General features: G+C 71.2%; 16 protein-coding genes. 11 read left to right on the top strand and 5 right to left on the bottom strand.

Going from position 1 to position 15,622, the window contains the following annotated elements:
* Nucleotides 1-988, bottom strand: a 988-nt coding sequence (locus tag ACFWGZ_RS30510; RefSeq protein ID WP_382455038.1) for a histone deacetylase, incomplete at its 3' end; no start/stop codon positions are given.
* A 70-nt stretch (nucleotides 989-1,058) separates the two neighbouring features.
* Here ACFWGZ_RS30510 and ACFWGZ_RS30505 point away from each other — a divergent pair.
* From ACFWGZ_RS30505 to ACFWGZ_RS30480, 6 genes are all read left to right on the top strand, one after another.
* Entirely contained in the window at nucleotides 1,059-1,385 is a 327-nt protein-coding gene (locus ACFWGZ_RS30505; protein WP_382455037.1) for a hypothetical protein, read from the top strand.
* Between the two features lie 102 nt (nucleotides 1,386-1,487).
* A complete protein-coding gene (locus ACFWGZ_RS30500) occupies nucleotides 1,488-2,384 on the top strand; it encodes a hypothetical protein (RefSeq protein WP_382455036.1) in 897 nt (298 codons plus the stop codon).
* A gap of 167 nt (nucleotides 2,385-2,551) precedes the next feature.
* Nucleotides 2,552-3,361 (top strand): hypothetical protein, encoded by an 810-nt coding sequence (locus ACFWGZ_RS30495; RefSeq protein WP_382455035.1) that lies wholly within the window; start codon nucleotides 2,552-2,554, stop codon nucleotides 3,359-3,361.
* Nucleotides 3,362-3,566: 205 nt separating this feature from the next.
* A complete protein-coding gene (locus ACFWGZ_RS30490) occupies nucleotides 3,567-4,445 on the top strand; it encodes a hypothetical protein (RefSeq protein ID WP_382455034.1) in 879 nt (292 codons plus the stop codon).
* Between the two features lie 147 nt (nucleotides 4,446-4,592).
* Entirely contained in the window at nucleotides 4,593-5,939 is a 1,347-nt protein-coding gene (locus tag ACFWGZ_RS30485) for a serine/threonine-protein kinase (RefSeq protein ID WP_382455033.1), read from the top strand.
* A gap of 184 nt (nucleotides 5,940-6,123) precedes the next feature.
* On the top strand, nucleotides 6,124-7,710 hold the full coding sequence (locus ACFWGZ_RS30480) for a serine/threonine-protein kinase (protein ID WP_382455032.1): 1,587 nt from the start codon (nucleotides 6,124-6,126) through the stop codon (nucleotides 7,708-7,710).
* Nucleotides 7,711-7,721: 11 nt separating this feature from the next.
* On the opposite strand, the gene ACFWGZ_RS30475 is transcribed toward ACFWGZ_RS30480, so the two are convergent.
* Nucleotides 7,722-8,624 (bottom strand): LysR family transcriptional regulator, encoded by a 903-nt coding sequence (locus ACFWGZ_RS30475; protein WP_382455031.1) that lies wholly within the window; start codon nucleotides 8,622-8,624, stop codon nucleotides 7,722-7,724.
* An 81-nt stretch (nucleotides 8,625-8,705) separates the two neighbouring features.
* Between ACFWGZ_RS30475 and ACFWGZ_RS30470 the strand changes: the two genes are divergently transcribed.
* The 3 genes from ACFWGZ_RS30470 (at nucleotide 8,706) to ACFWGZ_RS30460 (ending at nucleotide 11,687) form a co-directional block, all read left to right on the top strand.
* On the top strand, nucleotides 8,706-9,632 hold the full coding sequence (locus tag ACFWGZ_RS30470; protein WP_382455030.1) for a DMT family transporter: 927 nt from the start codon (nucleotides 8,706-8,708) through the stop codon (nucleotides 9,630-9,632).
* Nucleotides 9,633-9,754: 122 nt separating this feature from the next.
* On the top strand, nucleotides 9,755-10,174 hold the full coding sequence (locus ACFWGZ_RS30465) for an SsgA family sporulation/cell division regulator (RefSeq protein ID WP_382455029.1): 420 nt from the start codon (nucleotides 9,755-9,757) through the stop codon (nucleotides 10,172-10,174).
* A 229-nt stretch (nucleotides 10,175-10,403) separates the two neighbouring features.
* On the top strand, nucleotides 10,404-11,687 hold the full coding sequence (locus ACFWGZ_RS30460; RefSeq protein ID WP_382455028.1) for a serine/threonine-protein kinase: 1,284 nt from the start codon (nucleotides 10,404-10,406) through the stop codon (nucleotides 11,685-11,687).
* On the opposite strand, the gene ACFWGZ_RS30455 is transcribed toward ACFWGZ_RS30460, so the two are convergent.
* The 3 genes from ACFWGZ_RS30455 to ACFWGZ_RS30445 are packed head-to-tail and all read right to left on the bottom strand — an operon-like array spanning nucleotide 11,671 to nucleotide 14,118.
* On the bottom strand, nucleotides 11,671-12,261 hold the full coding sequence (locus ACFWGZ_RS30455; protein ID WP_382455027.1) for a hypothetical protein: 591 nt from the start codon (nucleotides 12,259-12,261) through the stop codon (nucleotides 11,671-11,673). The two genes, ACFWGZ_RS30460 and ACFWGZ_RS30455, sit on opposite strands and share 17 nt — an antisense overlap.
* Before the next feature lie 7 nt (nucleotides 12,262-12,268).
* Nucleotides 12,269-12,919, bottom strand: a complete 651-nt coding sequence (locus ACFWGZ_RS30450; protein WP_382455026.1) for a response regulator — start codon at nucleotides 12,917-12,919, stop codon at nucleotides 12,269-12,271.
* Complete coding sequence (locus ACFWGZ_RS30445; RefSeq protein WP_382455025.1) at nucleotides 12,916-14,118, bottom strand: PspC domain-containing protein; 1,203 nt, start codon at nucleotides 14,116-14,118, stop codon at nucleotides 12,916-12,918. The genes ACFWGZ_RS30450 and ACFWGZ_RS30445 overlap by 4 nt, the downstream gene beginning before the upstream one ends.
* Before the next feature lie 111 nt (nucleotides 14,119-14,229).
* On the opposite strand from ACFWGZ_RS30445, the gene ACFWGZ_RS30440 reads away from it, so the two are divergent.
* Together ACFWGZ_RS30440 and ACFWGZ_RS30435 are read left to right on the top strand one after the other, a co-directional pair.
* Nucleotides 14,230-15,402, top strand: a complete 1,173-nt coding sequence (locus tag ACFWGZ_RS30440) for a PspC domain-containing protein (RefSeq protein WP_382455024.1) — start codon at nucleotides 14,230-14,232, stop codon at nucleotides 15,400-15,402.
* A complete protein-coding gene (locus ACFWGZ_RS30435) occupies nucleotides 15,395-15,589 on the top strand; it encodes a hypothetical protein (protein ID WP_382455023.1) in 195 nt (64 codons plus the stop codon). The genes ACFWGZ_RS30440 and ACFWGZ_RS30435 overlap by 8 nt, the downstream gene beginning before the upstream one ends.
* Nucleotides 15,590-15,622: the final 33 nt, after the last annotated feature.

The following is a 15,622-nucleotide window of genomic DNA, read 5'->3' as shown; positions in this document are numbered from 1 at the left end:
GCTGGGTGTCGTCCGGCACGTAGGCCAGCGGGTCGTCGAGCAGCAGCTCCGGCAGCCGCAGCAGCCCCTCGGCCAGCGCGTGCAGGCACAGCGCCGAGTACCCGCGCAGGTAGCCGCCCTCCTGGGTGAGCACGACGCGGGTGCCGAACGACGCCACCCGCCGTCCGATCTCGCGGTACCCGCCGGCCGTGAGGTTGTGGCGGCCGTTGGGGTCGAACGCCGACCCGTCGAACCCCGACGCGCAGACCAGCAGGTCCGGTGCGAAGTCGTGCAGCAGCGGGAAGGCGATCTCGTCGAGCGCGCGCAGGTATGCCGTGTCGCCCGCACCGAGCGAAAGCTCGATGTTCACGTTCCGCCCGTGGGCGCCCACCTCCGACGGCGCACCCGTCTGCGGGTGGTTCGTGCCCCACGCGCCGTGGCGCATGTGCACCGAGATCGTCAGCACGTCCGGACGGTCGTAGAACACCTCCTGCGTGCCGTTGCCGTGGTGCACGTCCCAGTCCAGCACGGCGACCCGTTTCCCCTGCCGCCGCGCGGTTTCCGCCACGAGAGCCGCGTTGTTCACGAAGCAGTAGCCGTCGGCCGCGTCCGGCTGCGCGTGGTGTCCCGGCGGCCGGACGAGCGCGTACGCCAGCGGTGCGCCGGACTCCAACGCCGCCAACGCCGTCCCCGCCGCCGCGCAGGCCGAACGCCACGTCTCCGGTCCCACGACCGTGTTCACCTCCAGCGGCACCCGCTCCGATACGCGCAACGAGTCGAGGTAGCCCGCCGTGTGCACGAGCAGAAGCTCGTCGACGGACGCATGCCGTCCCTCGTGCCATCGCAGATGACCGGCGACCGGTCCGTGCGTCAACGCGTGCCGGAACGTGCGCAGGCGCGCGGCGTTCTCCGGGTGCGGCTCGGCCACGTCGAGCCACGGCCAGGAGCCCGGCAGCTCCCACAGGCCCTCACCGGCGTCGTGCTCGAGGCAGTCGTCGTGCCAGAACATGTCCACCCGAATCGGATATCAGGGCGATCACGGATGGTCCACCGCAAAAATCTGGAGGCACACTGGAGGCATGGGCCTCATCGCCGCACTGATCGCCATCGCCGGCCTGCTCGCCGCCTTGGCGCACGACGCTTACCTGGCACTGCTCGGTTCGGCCGCGAACAAGAAGGGCCTCTCCGGGGCGCCCGTCTCGCAGTTCGTCCGCAACCGCTGGAAGACCGCGATCATCACGACGGCCGGTGCCGCGATCGGCCTGCTGATCACCGGCGGCGACACGCTGGGTGCCGACGTGATCGGCGCGCTGATCGCCGGTGGTAGCGGTCTGGCCGCGGTCAACGGCGTGCAGAAGACGCGCAAGCAGTTGAACAGCGGTCAAGCGCAACTCCCGCCCCGCTGACAAATCCACACGATCGAGTGTCACTCGTCCCGAACGCCCCCATTTGGTGATTTCCGTGCCTCCGGACGGCCCTACTCTGATTGCGTCGCAGAGGGGTGTCGGATGGACGAACTGCCGGGCAAGCACCGTCTCGCCGACGGCGCCGCCGAGTCATTCGGGCGGCTGCCGCTCGGGCAGCAACCGCACGCGCGGACCGTCGGCGTGGGCGATCTCATCCCGCGACCCCGCGGGCGGGAGGTCGACCCGCTGCAGGACACCGACGGGCTGCGGAAGTTCAACATCGGCATGGTGCCCGCGTCGGTCACGCCGCCGCGCACCTGGAAGCGCGCGGCGTGGTTCGCCGTCGTGTCGTCCGTGCTGGTGCTGGTCGGCCTGAGCATCGCCGCGGCCAAGCTGGTCGGCGGCAGCGGCCACGTGGACCAGGTCGGCCTGCCCGGCTACCCGTCGGACGTGCCGCTGATCTCCCAGCTGCCCACGGGCGCCACCACCCCGTCCGCCACCGGTCCGCACCCGTCGGCCGCGGACACCGGCGAGGCGGCCCCCGTCCCCGGAACCGGCACCGGTCCCAGCCGCGCGCCGGGCACGAGCGGCCGGGCGCCCTCGGGCAGCGCCGCGCCGCCCGGCACCGCACCGCCCGGCACCGCGGCGCCCGTCATCACGACGGTCCCGGTCACGCAGGCCCCGGTGGTCGACGGCACGCAGATCGCGCAGAAGACCCAGGACTTCTACACCGAGATGGCGGCGAACTCCGTCACCGCGCTCGCCCTCACCACGGACGCCGTGCGTTCCAACGCCGACGCGCTGCTGGAGGGCAGGCTCGCGGACATCTCGCTGATCGAGGTGAAGGAGATCGCCGTCGACCCGACCAAGGGCCTCACCATCAGCCTGCTGCAGGTGACGAAGAAGGACGGCTCGGTCAGCACGGAGAAGCGCGAACTCAGCTTCACGCTCGGCGACCTCCCGTTGATCAGCGGTGAGCGGTTGACGCCGGGCGGCTGACGCGGCCCGAGGTCGTCCGCGCGCAGCGACAGCAGCAAAGACCTTTGACCGATTCCAGAGCACCGCTGACCGCCACGAACGGATGAAATCCGGACTGGGGCTGGCGCCCTCCCGCTTAGCTACGGTACGTCTTCAGATGACCACGCACAGTACGGAGGACGAGACCAGTGCAGCGTCCCGCGACGACCGGCCGGCGGCACACCCGCTCCGGGTCGATCAGCGTGGCCGACCTGCTCAAGCAGCAGCCGGTCCGCATCCCGTCGCACGAGGAGGCCTCGACCGACGCGCTGGTCGCCTCGCTGCTCGGTCCCACCGAGAACATGACCGCGACGACGGCCGTCATCCCGGTCGTCCCCGGCCGCCGCCGGCGCGCCAAGCGCACCCGCGTCGCCAGGGCCGTGGGCCTGCTGACCGGCGCCGCCGTGCTCATCGGCTCCATCACGGGTGCGGCGGTCATGGCCGGTCAACGGCCCGCGAACTCCGGCGTCCCGTACGCCGAGCGCCCCGTCGCGCTGTCCGGCTCGAGCGCGCTGCGCCCGGACGTGCTGTCCGCCCAGGTGCCGAACGAGCGCCCGCCGGTGCCGCAGACATCCGCCGCGCCCATGCCGCAGCCCTCCGCGCTGCTGCTGCAGACCCCGGAACCGACGACGCCGTCGGTCTCGATCGGCCCGCACCCGCAGGTGGACGTGGTGAAGCGGTTCTACGAGCTGCTCACGACCAAGCCGGGCTCGGCGGCCAAGCTGCTCTCGCCCGACCTCGTCGGCGCGGACCCGGAGGCGTTCACCAAAGCCTGGGGACTGGTCAAAACGGTCAACGTCGACCAGACGTCGCTGCGGCCGGACGGCTCGGTGCTCGCGGTCGTCTCCCTGCAGGAGGTCGACGGGAGCTGGCTGCGCGTCGAACAGCTCTTCCGGCTCACCGACACGACCCAGCCCCGGATCGTCGGCACCGAGGTCCTTTCGGCGCAGCGGAGTTAGGCCCGGCTGTTAGGTCGCGCCCAACCGGATCGCCGTTCGCAGTCGAACGGTGACCGCTCGTCGCGAAAACCGGGTTCAGACAGTGAAAATTCCCCCGAAGGGGTTACATCTCGGGTCACGATTCGGTATCCATGTTCCCGCCAGTGCGCGTACGCGAACTTGGAAGGGTGAACGAGCGGTGTCGATTGAGGACCATCGTCGGCGGTTGACCGGGTCGGCGGAGTCGACCGGGCAGCTGTCGGTCGCCGAGCTGATCGCCCGCCGCGAGGCGGAAACCGTGGAGATCCCGGTGATCACCGACGACATCACCCCCGAGGCGTTCGAGTCGACGGTCAAGTTCAAGCCCGTCAAGGCTTCGGGCAGCAAGCCGAAGAAGCAGCCCATGCGCGAGCTGCACATCACGGAGCTGCTGCGCCGCGAGGGCCGGTCCGACGACACCCAGCGCGGCGGCTTCACGGTCGGCAAGCTGGCCGTCGCCGCCAGCGGTGGCGTGGTCCTGTGCGGGTCGATGGCGTTCGCCGCCTCCTCGCTGCTGTCCTCGCCGGACGAGCGCCCGCTCGCCGAGGTGCGGTTCGACGAGCGCGCCCAGGCCCGCGCCGCGAGCGCCGGCACCGAGGGCGGCGTCGTGAAGCTGCCGTCGAACAAGACGCAGCAGGCCGACGCGACGGAGACGCAGGAGACGTCGGCGGACCCGACCACGCGGGTCGCCCCGTACGTCCAGACCCAGCAGCCGCAGCGCCCGACGCAGCAGACGCAGACCCAGCAGCAGCCGACGCAGCAGCAGCCCACCTCGCAGACGCCGCCCGCCACGAGCACGCCGTCCTCCTCCACGGAGACGAGCCAGCCGAGCACGCCGCCGTCGAGCGAGACGCCCGCGCCACCCACCTCCTCGACGACACCGCCGCCGCCGGCGTCCACGTCGAACTCGGCCACCCCGCCGAGCAGCACGCCCCCCGCCTCGAACCCGCTCCCCACGCAGAGCAACCCGGTCGACGTGAGCGTGGACCTCGGCCTGCTCGACCCGGTCCTCGGCACCGTGGGCGACGTCGTCGGCGGCTTCGACTTCTTCACCCCGGCGAACTGACGTACGACGGGTAGCTCAGCGGTGGCCCGCGACAGGTACCCTGTGCGGGCGATTCCGGACGACCGCCGACTACCGCACTAGGAGCACGAGCGTGGGACCTGCTGCCGAAGCCGCAGTCACGCTGTCGTGTGAGGCCGGGGTGGTCCTGTGACGACGTCCGACACCTCGGACGGCCGCCTGATCGCGGACCGCTACCGCTTCCTCGACCGCATCGGCTCCGGCGCGATGGGCATCGTCTGGCGAGCCCACGACGAGCGCCTCGGCCGCGAGGTGGCGATCAAGCAGTTGCTGCTCGCCCCCGGTCTCGACGAGTCCGAGCAGGACGAGGCCATCCAGCGCGCCATGCGCGAGGGCCGCATCGCCGCCAAGCTGCACCACCCGAACGCCATCGCCGTGTACGACGTCGTCGAGGAAGACGGCGTCCCGTGCCTGGTCATGGAGTACCTGCCGTCCTACAGCCTCGCCGACGCGCTGGCCGAGGGCGGGCCGATGGACCCGGTCGAGGTCGCCCACATCGGCGCGCAGTGCGCGGCGGCGCTGGCCGCGGCCCACGCGGCGGGCATCGTGCACCGCGACGTGAAGCCGGGCAACGTGCTGATCGCCGAGAACGGGATCGTCAAGATCACCGACTTCGGCATCTCGCGCGCCTCCGACGACATCACGGTCACCAAGACCGGCCTGATCGCCGGCACGCCCGCCTACCTCGCGCCGGAAATCGCGCGCGGCCAGGACCCGACGCCCGCCTCGGACGTCTACTCGCTCGGCTCGACGCTGTTCGCCGCGATGGAGGGCGAACCGCCCTACGGAGTGAGCGAGAACACCCTCGGTGTCCTGCACGCCGTGGCGGCCGGGCGGATCAACCCGCCGACGGTCGACCACCCGCTCGCCGACACGCTGCTGTACCTGCTCAACTTCGATCCGGACGACCGGCCGACGATGTCGCAGGCGCGGGACGTGCTCAACGCCGTGGCGCACGGCCGTTCGCCGTCGTTCAGCGGCCTGCCGGTGCCCGCGGGACCCGACCCGACGACGTACGTGGAGCCCGAGCGGACCCGCGTGGTCCGTCCGGCGGCGGCGTCGGTGCGCACGTCCCCGCCGCGCACGGCACCCCCGATGGCGCCCGCCCGGTCGCCGCAGCAGGACAACAAGCCGCTGGTGATCGCCGCGGTCGTGCTTGCGTTGCTGCTGGTCATCGGTGGTCTGATGGTCGCGCTGGGAGTGTTCAACAAGGACGAGGAGAAGACCCCGTCCGCGCCACCGGTGAGCTCGTCCTCCGTGGTGCCGACGACGACGACGAGTTCGGCGGCCGAGGTGACCACCACCACTCCCGAGGCAACCACGACGCAGGAAACGACGTCTGCACCACCGACGACCACAACCACGACCACCACGACGACGACCACGACGACAACGACCACGACGACGACCACCACGAGGCCGCCGTCGTCAGCGCCACCGAGCTCCAGCGGCCCGCCGCCGCCAGCTCAGGGTTAAGCGTCGCTACTCCGCAGAAGTCTCGTATGGTGGGTACCCGCACTGCTGGGTGATCTGAACCCATAGGTGTGATGAGCCGTTGAACAGAGAGCAAGTGACCGCACAGCGGGGAGCAACTGTGACCGACGATGGCCGATTGGTCGCTGGTCGCTACCGATTGAGCCAGAGAATCGGTAGCGGCGCCATGGGCGTCGTCTGGACAGCACACGACGAACGCCTGCACCGCACCGTCGCGGTCAAGCAGCTTCTTCTGCAGCCAGGACTCGCCGAGGCCGACACCGACGAGGCGAAGCGCCGCGCCATGCGCGAGGGCCGCATCGCCGCGCGTCTGCAGCACCCGCACGCCGTGGCCGTCTACGACGTGGCCGAGGACGACGGCCAGCCGTGGCTGGTGATGGAGTACCTGCCGTCCAAGAGCCTCTCGGGCGTGCTGTCCGAACGCGGCACCCTCCCGCCGCGCGACGTGGCGTCGATCGGCATGCAGGTCGCCTCGGCGCTGGCCGCCGCGCACAACGCGGGCATCGTGCACCGCGACATCAAGCCCGGCAACGTGCTGCTCGGCGACGACGGCACGGTCAAGATCACCGACTTCGGCATCTCCCGCGCGACCGGTGACGTCACGGTCACCGCGACGGGCATGCTCGCGGGCACCCCGGCCTACCTCGCCCCCGAGGTCGCCAAGGGCTACGACCCGGGTTCACCGTCCGACGTCTTCTCCCTCGGCTCCACGCTGTACGCGGCGATCGAGGGCGAGCCCCCGTTCGGGCTGAGCGAGAACACGATCGCGCTGCTGCACAAGGTCGCGTCCGGCAAGGTCAACCCGCCGCGCAACGCGGGTCCGCTGACCGCGCTGCTGATGCGCCTGCTGCGCGCGGAGCCCGAGGACCGCCCGACGATGGCCGAGGCCCGCGACGCGCTCGCCGCGGTCGCGAACGGCCAGGCCGCTCCCGCGTTCATCCCGGCCGTGGTCGCCCCGACGCACCCGCCGTCGTGGCGCGGCGCGCCGGTGCAGCAGCCGCAGCCCCAGCAGGCCGCCACGAGGGCCCTGCCGCCGCAGCAGACCCCGCCGCCGCCCAACGCGACGCGCGTGGACCTGCACACGCCGCCGCGGGCCGTGCCGTCGCAGCAGCAGCACCAGCCGGCGCCGCAGAACCGCCGCCCGGCCGCCGCACCCCAGTACTCGCAGCGCCCGAAGCCCGCTTCGTCGCTCGCGTCGTCGGTGAAGAGCAAGAAGTCGACCGTCTACACGGCACTCGCCATCGTCGCGGCTGCAGTCGTCGGCATCATGTTCGCGAGCATGATCTCGAGCGGCGGGGACGACGACGGTTCCGGCAACAACGCGGGGACCAACACGTCGGTCCAGCAGACGCAGGACGGCGGCAACACCAAGCAGTCGACGCCGCCCAAGTCGGCGGGCAAGGCGGGTCAGTGGACGACCCAGCCGCAGCCCTCCGACATGGAGGACTTCCTCAAGGACTACTTCGCCACCGCTCCCGGCTCGCCGAACGACGCGTGGTCCATGGGCAACGCGAACTTCCAGGGCTCCTACCCCGGCGGCAAGGGCGGGTTCGACTCCTTCTGGGGCGGGATGAAGGACGCCAAGATCCTCAAGGCGACCGAGGTCTCCGGCTTCTACTGGGAGGTCGACGTCGAGTACACGAAGAAGAACGGCGGCAAGACCGCGGAACGGCGCGGCATCTCGTTCCAGTGGGCCAGCCCCAACCTGCTGCTGAGCAGCGACAAGCCGCTCGGCGCCGCGCAGGGCTACTGAGGACGCGCGGGTCAGCTGGCCCGCGCCGCCTTCTCCAGCGCCTCCGCCAGCGACAGCACGGCGGGGTTCCACGCCGCGTCCTCGCGGTACACGACGTGGATGTGCCGCACCGGTTCCGGGTTGCGCACCTTCCGCAGGACGACGCCGGGGTGCGCGTAGCCGAGCCCGAGGCGCGGGATGACCGTGACGCCGAGGCCCGCGGCGACGAACCCCTGCGCGGTCGCGTAGTCGTCGCTCTCCACGGCGACCTTCGGCGAGAACCCCGCACCCGCGCACGCGTTTTTCACCAGGTCCGCGCACGGCCCGGCGGCGCCGCAGTCCGCGTTGATCCAGGGCTCGTTGGCCAGTTCGCCGAGGTCGAGCACGCGCTTGCGGGCCAGGGCGTGGCCGCGCGGGAGCACCGCGTAGAACGGGTCGGCGAGCAGGAGCCGCGCGACCATGCCGTCGGGAGCCGGCGCGTCGGCCTCCAGAACGGTGATCGCGACGTCCGCCCGGCCCGCGGCGAGCTCCTCGAACGGGTCGTACGGCTCGGTCAGCTTGAGGTCGAGCTCGACACCGGAGCGCTCGGCGCGGAAGGTGGCCACCGCGGGCGGCACGAGGGCCGCTCCGGCCGTGGCGAAGTAGCGGACGCGCAGCGTGCCCGCGCAGCCGTTGCGCAACGCCGTCAGGGCGCTCTCGGCCTCGGCGAGCTGCTCGGCGAGGCGGGCGGCGTGCTCGGTGAGCAACCGGCCGGCCGCGGTGGGCCGGATGCCCCGGCCGACGCGTTCCAGCAGCGGCAGCCCCGCCTGCTTCTCCAGGCCCGCGACCTGCTGCGACACCGCCGACGGGGTGTAGCCGAGGTTCGTCGCGGCCGCGGTGATGGAACCCGTGCTCACGACGGCCCTGAGCACCTGCATGCGTCGCACGTCCAGCATGCCCCGACCTTACAGAGCTGCTTAAAGGTTCTGCACAACAATTAAATTGTTTTCAGGTGTCGCCGGGCGCATGGTGGAGCGGTGAACCAACGCGGAACGTTGATCAGGATGGGCGTCCTCGCCCTGCTGTGGGGGTCCAGCTTCCTCTGGATGAAGCTCGCGCTCGGGAGCCTCGCTCCCCTGCAGATCTCGCTCGTCCGGACGTTCTTCGGGGCGGTCGTGCTGTTCGCCGTGCTGGCGCTGTCGAGGATGACGCTGCCGCGCGACCGCCGGATCTGGGGCCACATGCTGTTCGTGGCGCTGTTCGGCAGCGCGATCCCGTTCACGCTCTTCGCGTTCGGCGGCCAGACGGTCGACTCGGGCGTCTCCGGGGTGCTCAACTCGACGACCCCGCTCTTCGCGCTCGCCATCGGCCTGCTGCTCGGCACCGAGAGGATCGGCAACCTGGTCCGCATGCTCGGTCTCGGGCTCGGCTTCGCCGGCGTGCTGCTGATCTTCGCGCCGTGGCAGGCCGCCAACAGCATCGCGAGCTGGGGCGCGGTCCTGTGCCTCGTCGGCGCCGCGAGCTACGCCATCGGCTACTCCTACGCCGGCCGCTACCTGGTCGGCACGGGCGCGACCTCCACCCAGCTCGCCGCGATGCAGCTGACCACCGCGGTGGGGATGCTGGTCCTCGCGACCCCGTTCGGCGGCCTGCAGCCGCTGCACCTGCACTGGGTCGGCGTCGCCGCCGTGGTCGTGCTGGGCGTGTTCGGCACCGGCGTCGCGTTCATCCTCAACTACCGCGTCATCGCGGACGAGGGCGCCACCACGGCGACTACTGTCGGTTACCTGCTGCCGGTGGTGTCCGTACTCCTTGGAGCGATCTTCCTCGGGGAGCAACTGAACGCGAGGGTCGTCATCGGCATGGTGGTGGTCCTGCTGGGCGTCGCACTGACCCGTCGCAAGCCCGTCGCGGCTGGTCAGAACGTCTCACCAAACGAGACGCGCGACCTGGTCAAACACTGAGGGGTGAGACGTGCGTCTCCCCCAGAAGGATGGTTCCGACGCGAATCGCGTCCTTACCGGGCTCGTTGGCCGTCTCCTCATTGTTGAAGAGACATGGAGACCAACCCGACAAGGACATCGACATGAGCACCGAGAACCTGAAGGTCACCAAGCGCACGACTTTCCAGCTGCTGGCTCCCGGCGCGGCGCCCGCGCCGGTCGAGTCGGAGCTCGTCTACGACCCGGAGGACCCCTACGCGGTCGCGGTCGTCTTCTTCACGGGCTCGGGCCGCGTCGAGTGGATGTTCGCCCGCGACCTGCTGGCCGACGGGCTGCTGACGCCGTCCGGTGAGGGCGACATCCTGGTCCGCCCCGCGTCCGACGACCCGGAGCGCGTCCTGGTCGAGCTGAACGCGCCGACCGGGTTCGCCATCCTCAGCGCGGTCGCGGAGGACGTGGCGGACTTCCTGGACAGCTCCTACGACGTCGTCCAGCCGGGCGAGGAGGACCTGTGGATCGACTTCGACCGCGAGCTGCAGAAGCTCGTGTCGACGATCGACTAGGTCCCGCCACCGGGTGGTCCGACGGGCGCGGGGCGAGCTGCGGGCAGCTCGTCACCGGGAGGCACCACCTGAGACGCTGTGTTCGCCGTCGTGGGCAGCGACGAGGACACGTCCCCACCTGCACGTTCCGGACTCCAGTCCCCACCGGGGAGCCGGCCGGGAGCGATCTGCGCCACCCCTCGCACGGGAAGCGCGGATGTCCGTCTCCGCAATTGATTAGTCTCATGGTGTGACGACCATCGGGAATCGCTACACGCTGCTCGAGCACATCGGCAGCGGAGCGATGGGGGTGGTCTGGCGGGCGCGCGACGAGGTGCTGGCGCGCGAGGTCGCGGTCAAGCAGCTCGTCACCGGTGACCACCAGAAGGCCATGCGCGAGGCGCGCAACGCGGCGAGGTTGCACCACCCGCACGCGATCGCGGTCTTCGACGTCGTGAGCCACCACGAAGAGCCGTGGATCGTCATGGAGTACCTGCCTTCTGTCAGCCTCTCGACGCTCATCGCCCAGAGGGGTCCCCTCAGGCCGGCCCAGGCCGCGAGCATCGGCGCCAAGGTCGCCTCCGCGCTGGCAGCGGCGCACAACGCGGGGCTGGTCCACCGCGACATCAAGCCCGGCAACGTCCTGATCGGCCACGACGGCACGGTCAAGATCACCGACTTCGGCATCTCCAAGGCCGTCGGCGACGGCACGATGACCGAGACCGGCGTGATCGCGGGCACGCCCGCCTACCTCGCGCCCGAGGTCGCCAGGGGCGAGCAGCCGAACGAGGCGTCCGACGTGTTCTCGCTCGGCGCCACCATCTACTCGGCCATCGAGGGCGAGTCCGTCTTCGGGCCCAGCGACAACAGCTTCGGCCTCATCTACCGGGCCGCGAGCGGGCAGCTGCGCGACCCCAAGAACGCGGGCGAGCTCACCCCGCTGCTCATGCGCCTGCTCTCGAACGAGAAGCAGGACCGGCCGACCGCGCAGGAGGCCACCGACCTGCTGTCCGCGGGGCCGCAGCCCTCGCAGCCCCTGCCGATCCCCGAACCGGCGAGGCGCAGGCCGCCGAACCGCCGGATCCTCGTGATCCTCTCGGTCATCGCGGTGCTCGCGATCGGCGGCGGCGCGGCGGCCGCGTACTGGGGCGGCACCAGCGGCGGTCACTCCGGCGACGAGACCAACTTCCCCACCTCGCAGACGACCCGCTACTTCACGGCGGCGGAGGCGATCACGTTCGTCCAGCAGCACTACGCGAGGCTGCCCCGCGCCGACGTCGAGACGGCATGGCTGGACTTCCAGGAGAGCGCGCGGGAACCGCGGGCCGAGTTCGAGAAGCGCTGGAAGAACTACTCCTCGGTCACGTGCACCCTCTCGCCGATCCCGGTGCGCTCGAACGGGCCCGTCTGGGTCGTCACCGTGAACCTCGCCCTCGTCACGGACATCGGCAAGCAGCGCGACATCATGGTCGAGGTGTCGGTCGCCGCGGTCGACAACGAGATGAAGATCTCCAGCTTCAAAGAGATTGGCTGAGCAGCCAGAAGCTGCCGCCGCCCACGACCACGCCCAGCACCGACCCCGCCAGCACCTGGGCGGTCGTGTGGTCGCCGAGCTCGACCCGCGACCACGCCACCAGCGCGGCCGGCAACGCGAGCAGCAGCCACCACGGCCCGTACACGACCCACAGCGTCACCACGGCGGCCCACGCCACGGCGGCGTGCAGCGAGATCTTCCACTTCAGGCCGAACGTGATGGCCATGCTGACGACCAGGGACGCGAACATGCTGCCCGCCAGCGCGAGCACGCTCCCCGGCGCGTGGCCGAGGACCATGATCACCGTGCCGGCGGCCAGTGACGCGCCCGCCGTGAGCAGCGGGACGACCCGGCCCTCGCGGTTCGTCACGTGGTGACCGTCCCAGCGGCCCTTGCGGGCGCCGCGCACGATGACGGCCATGGGGATCACCGACGCCGTCACCGCGACGACGAGCCCCCACAGCAGCGTTCCCCAGATGCTCTCCGTCGCGGCGGCGACGCCGAACGGCAGCAAGATCACCCAGACCCACGGCGCCAGCACCTCGGTGGCACCGCGGGCGACCTTGTCGATCACATTCCCCTCAGACCAGTCTGCGATCCGTGGCCCAGCGGGAGAGCTCGTACCGGTTGGAGAGCTGGGTCTTCCGCAGGACGCTCGACACGTGCGTCTCCACCGTCTTGACGCTGATGAAGAGCTCGGACGCGATCTCCTTGTAAGCGTAGCCGCGGGCCAGCAGGCGCAGGACGTCGCGTTCGCGCGGGGTCAGCAGGTCGAGCTCGGGGTCGCTGATCGGCGCGGCGCCCGGCCGGTCGGCGAACGCGTCCAGCACGAACCCGGCGAGCCGCGGCGAGAACACCGCGTCGCCCTCCGACACCCGCACGACGGCCCTGACCAGCTCCTGGCTGGAGATCGTCTTGGTGACGTAGCCGCGCGCGCCGGCGCGGATCACGTTGATGACGTCCTCGGCCGCGTCGGAGACCGACAGCGCGAGGAACGTGACCTCCGGGATCTTCGTGCGGATCTGGCGCAGCACCTCGGCACCGCCGCCGTCGGGCATGTGCACGTCGAGCAGCACCACGTCCGGCTTGTGGTGGTTGATCCCCGCGACCGCCTCGCCGACACTGCCCGCCTCGCCGACGACCTCCACCTCGTCGGTGATGGTGTCGAGCTCCGCCCGCACGCCCGCGCGGAACAACGCGTGGTCGTCCACCAGGAACACCCTCACGCTCACGTCCTGGCCTCCGTCTTCCTCGGCATCTCGAGCTGCACCTCGGTCCCCTCACCGGGTGCGGTGCGCAGCCGCACAGCTCCGCCGTGCCGGTCCATCCTCCCCCGGATGCTGCCCGCGAGGCCATGCCGGTCCTCCGGGACGCTCTCCGGGTCGAACCCCTTGCCCCGGTCGCGCACGAAGACGGTCACCTTGTCCGGCTCGATCTCGGCGTAGACGCTGACCTCGCCGACGCCCGCGTGCTTGGCGGCGTTGACCATCGCCTCCTTCGAGGCCTGGACCAACGCGAACATGCCGTCCTCGAGCTCGCAGTCCCCCACCACGACCTGCGAGACGGCGATGGCGAAGCCGTCCTCCACCTCCGCGCACGACTGCGCGATGGCGCTGCTCAGCGTCGCCGGCCGCTCACCCCCGTCGCCGACCTCGCGGCCGTAGAGCCAGCCGCGCAGCTCCCGTTCCTGGCCGCGGGCCAGGCGCTTCACCTCGCGCGGCGACTCGGACTGCTTCTGGATCAGGGCGAGCGTCTGCAGCACCGAGTCGTGCAGGTGGGCGGCGATCTCGGCGCGTTCCTCGGTGCGGATGCGCGCACGGCGTTCCGCGTCGAGGTCGCGCACCAGCCGCATCCACAGCGGCACGGTCAGCACCGCGACGCCGATCAGCGTGGCGAGGACGGCCAGCGCGACGCTGGGCAGGTTCTGGATCGAGTCGTTCGACACCAGGAACGCGGCGACCCCCGCCGCGACCAGTGCCGCCCCCGCCGTCGTCCGCACCACGCCCGTCTTCTTCCCCGCACCGAGCGCGCCGTCCTTCCAGCGACGGCGTTGCGCCTCGTCCGCCTCGCGCCACACGACCGCGGCACCGACGAGCGCGACGGCGATCGGGCCGGTGACCCAGCCGCTGGCGGTGTTGCCCAGCAGCCCGGTGAACACCGCGACGCCGAGCCCGAGCGCGGCGAGGCCGATGGCCTGCTGCCACTCCTTGCGGTCCTTGTCGGTCTCCGGTTCCGCCACTGCCGACTGCGGGACGAACATCCAGAGCAATGCGTAGGCGATGATCCCGACCCCGCTGAACGCGGCGAACACGGCGAACACCGCGCGCACCCAGAAGACGGGTGCTCCGAGGTGGTCCGCCAGCCCGCTCGCCACGCCCGCGACCACCCGGCCGGTACGTCGGCGGCGCATCGGTTCGATCCGTGCACTCACCGGACGATCGTCACACGTCGCGGTGAGTTGTTCATCAGGGATGACCCCGGTTCCGTTGTTCAGGGCTGATCCCTGATGTGCGGAGGCGCCCGACCGCGCAACCTTGTCGTCGTGAGCGGGACTGAGAAGGCAATGCAGGGCGTGGCGGACACGCTCAGAGAGTTCTGGGCCCACCGTCCGGTGCGGCCCCGTGCAGGACGCAAGCTCGGCGGCGTCGCCACCGGGATCGCCCTGCGCTACCAGATCGACCCGGTGATCGTGCGGATCGCGTTCGTCGCACTCGCGCTGTCCGGCGGTGTCGGCCTGCCGATGTACCTCGCGGGCTGGCTGCTGCTGCCGGAGGAGGGCGACGAGGTCTCGCCGCTCGAGTCGCTGGTCAACAAGGGCCGCAGCTCCACCTCCCAGGGGCAGACCGTGCTGCTGGGCCTGCTGATGTTCCCCGCGCTCGCGTTCACGTTCGGCAGCGGCGGCTTCCAGGTCGTCGTGACGATCGCGGCCTCGGTGGCGTGCATCTACCTGCTGCAGAAGAACCGCGGGCACCTCGCCCCGGCGGCCACGCTCGCCGAGCCGCCGCTGACGCCCCCGGTGCCGGGCGCACCGGCCTGGGACCCGCTGGGCGCCGCCCCGTTCGCGTGGGACCTGCCGGAACCGGCCCCCCGCCCGCAGCCGCCGGCACCCCGTCCGCGCAAGCCGCGGGTGGGCGCGGTGACCCTGGGCGTGACGCTGCTGGTCGTCGCGGGGTCCGCGATCGCCGGCGCCTGGGTGCCGTGGTTCACGGTGCCGCACGTCATCGGCCTGGCGCTCGCGGTGGTGGCCGCGGGCCTGCTGGTCGGGTCGTTCGTCGGCGGTGGCCGGGCCCTGATCTGGCTGCTGGTGCCGCTGTCCGTGGCGGGCTTCGGCCTGACGACGGTCGGCTTCGACGGCCCGCCGAACGTGGGCAGCGTCGACGCGAAGCCGGTGTCGCTGAGCGACGTGAAGGACCGCTACGAGCTCGGCGTCGGCAGCGTGACGCTCGACCTGCGGGAGCTGCCGGACTCCGGTTCGGTGAAGACCGCGGTCGAGTCGGACCTCGGCGAGCTGATCGTGCGGGTGCCGAAGACGGCCGACGTGACGTTCGACTGCGAGGCGTCGTCCATCGGCGAGCTCGACTGCCTGGGCCGCAGGGCCGACGGCAGCAGCGTGCGGGTGGACGGCACCGACCTCGGCGAGGACGGCGCGGGTGGTCTGAAGATCGAGCTGGACGCTCGGACGAGCGTCGGGAACGTGATGGTGCTCCGTGACTGACCAGCAGCCGGTGATGCGCAGGCGGATCGACCCGCTGGGCCTCGTGTTCGGGATCGTCGGCGGGCTGATGGCGGCCTACGTGCTGAGCGGGGGGACGTTCTGGGTCGACTTCCGGTGGGCGCTGGGGGGAACGGCCATCGTGGTCGGCGTGGTCCTGCTGACGAACTCGCTCAGACGCAGGTCGTAGGGAAGAGCGAAGGCCCCCGGGACACCGGGGGCC

The organism is Lentzea sp. NPDC060358 (assembly GCF_042725365.1).
GTDB lineage: Bacteria > Actinomycetota > Actinomycetes > Mycobacteriales > Pseudonocardiaceae > Lentzea.
The sequence above is the reverse complement of the archived record's forward strand: the minus strand, read 5'-3'. Positions and strand labels throughout refer to the sequence as shown.

Bases quoted from the DNA above. Each gene is read 5' to 3' on its own strand.
- ACFWGZ_RS30480 (WP_382455032.1), top strand. From the start codon at position 6,124: ATGGGCGTCGTCTGGACAGCACACGACGAACGCCTGCACCGCACCGTC.
- ACFWGZ_RS30505 (WP_382455037.1), top strand. From the start codon at position 1,059: ATGGGCCTCATCGCCGCACTGATCGCCATCGCCGGCCTGCTCGCCGCC.
- ACFWGZ_RS30475 (WP_382455031.1), bottom strand. From the start codon at position 8,624: ATGCTGGACGTGCGACGCATGCAGGTGCTCAGGGCCGTCGTGAGCACG.
- ACFWGZ_RS30465 (WP_382455029.1), top strand. From the start codon at position 9,755: ATGAGCACCGAGAACCTGAAGGTCACCAAGCGCACGACTTTCCAGCTG.
- ACFWGZ_RS30500 (WP_382455036.1), top strand. From the start codon at position 1,488: ATGGACGAACTGCCGGGCAAGCACCGTCTCGCCGACGGCGCCGCCGAG.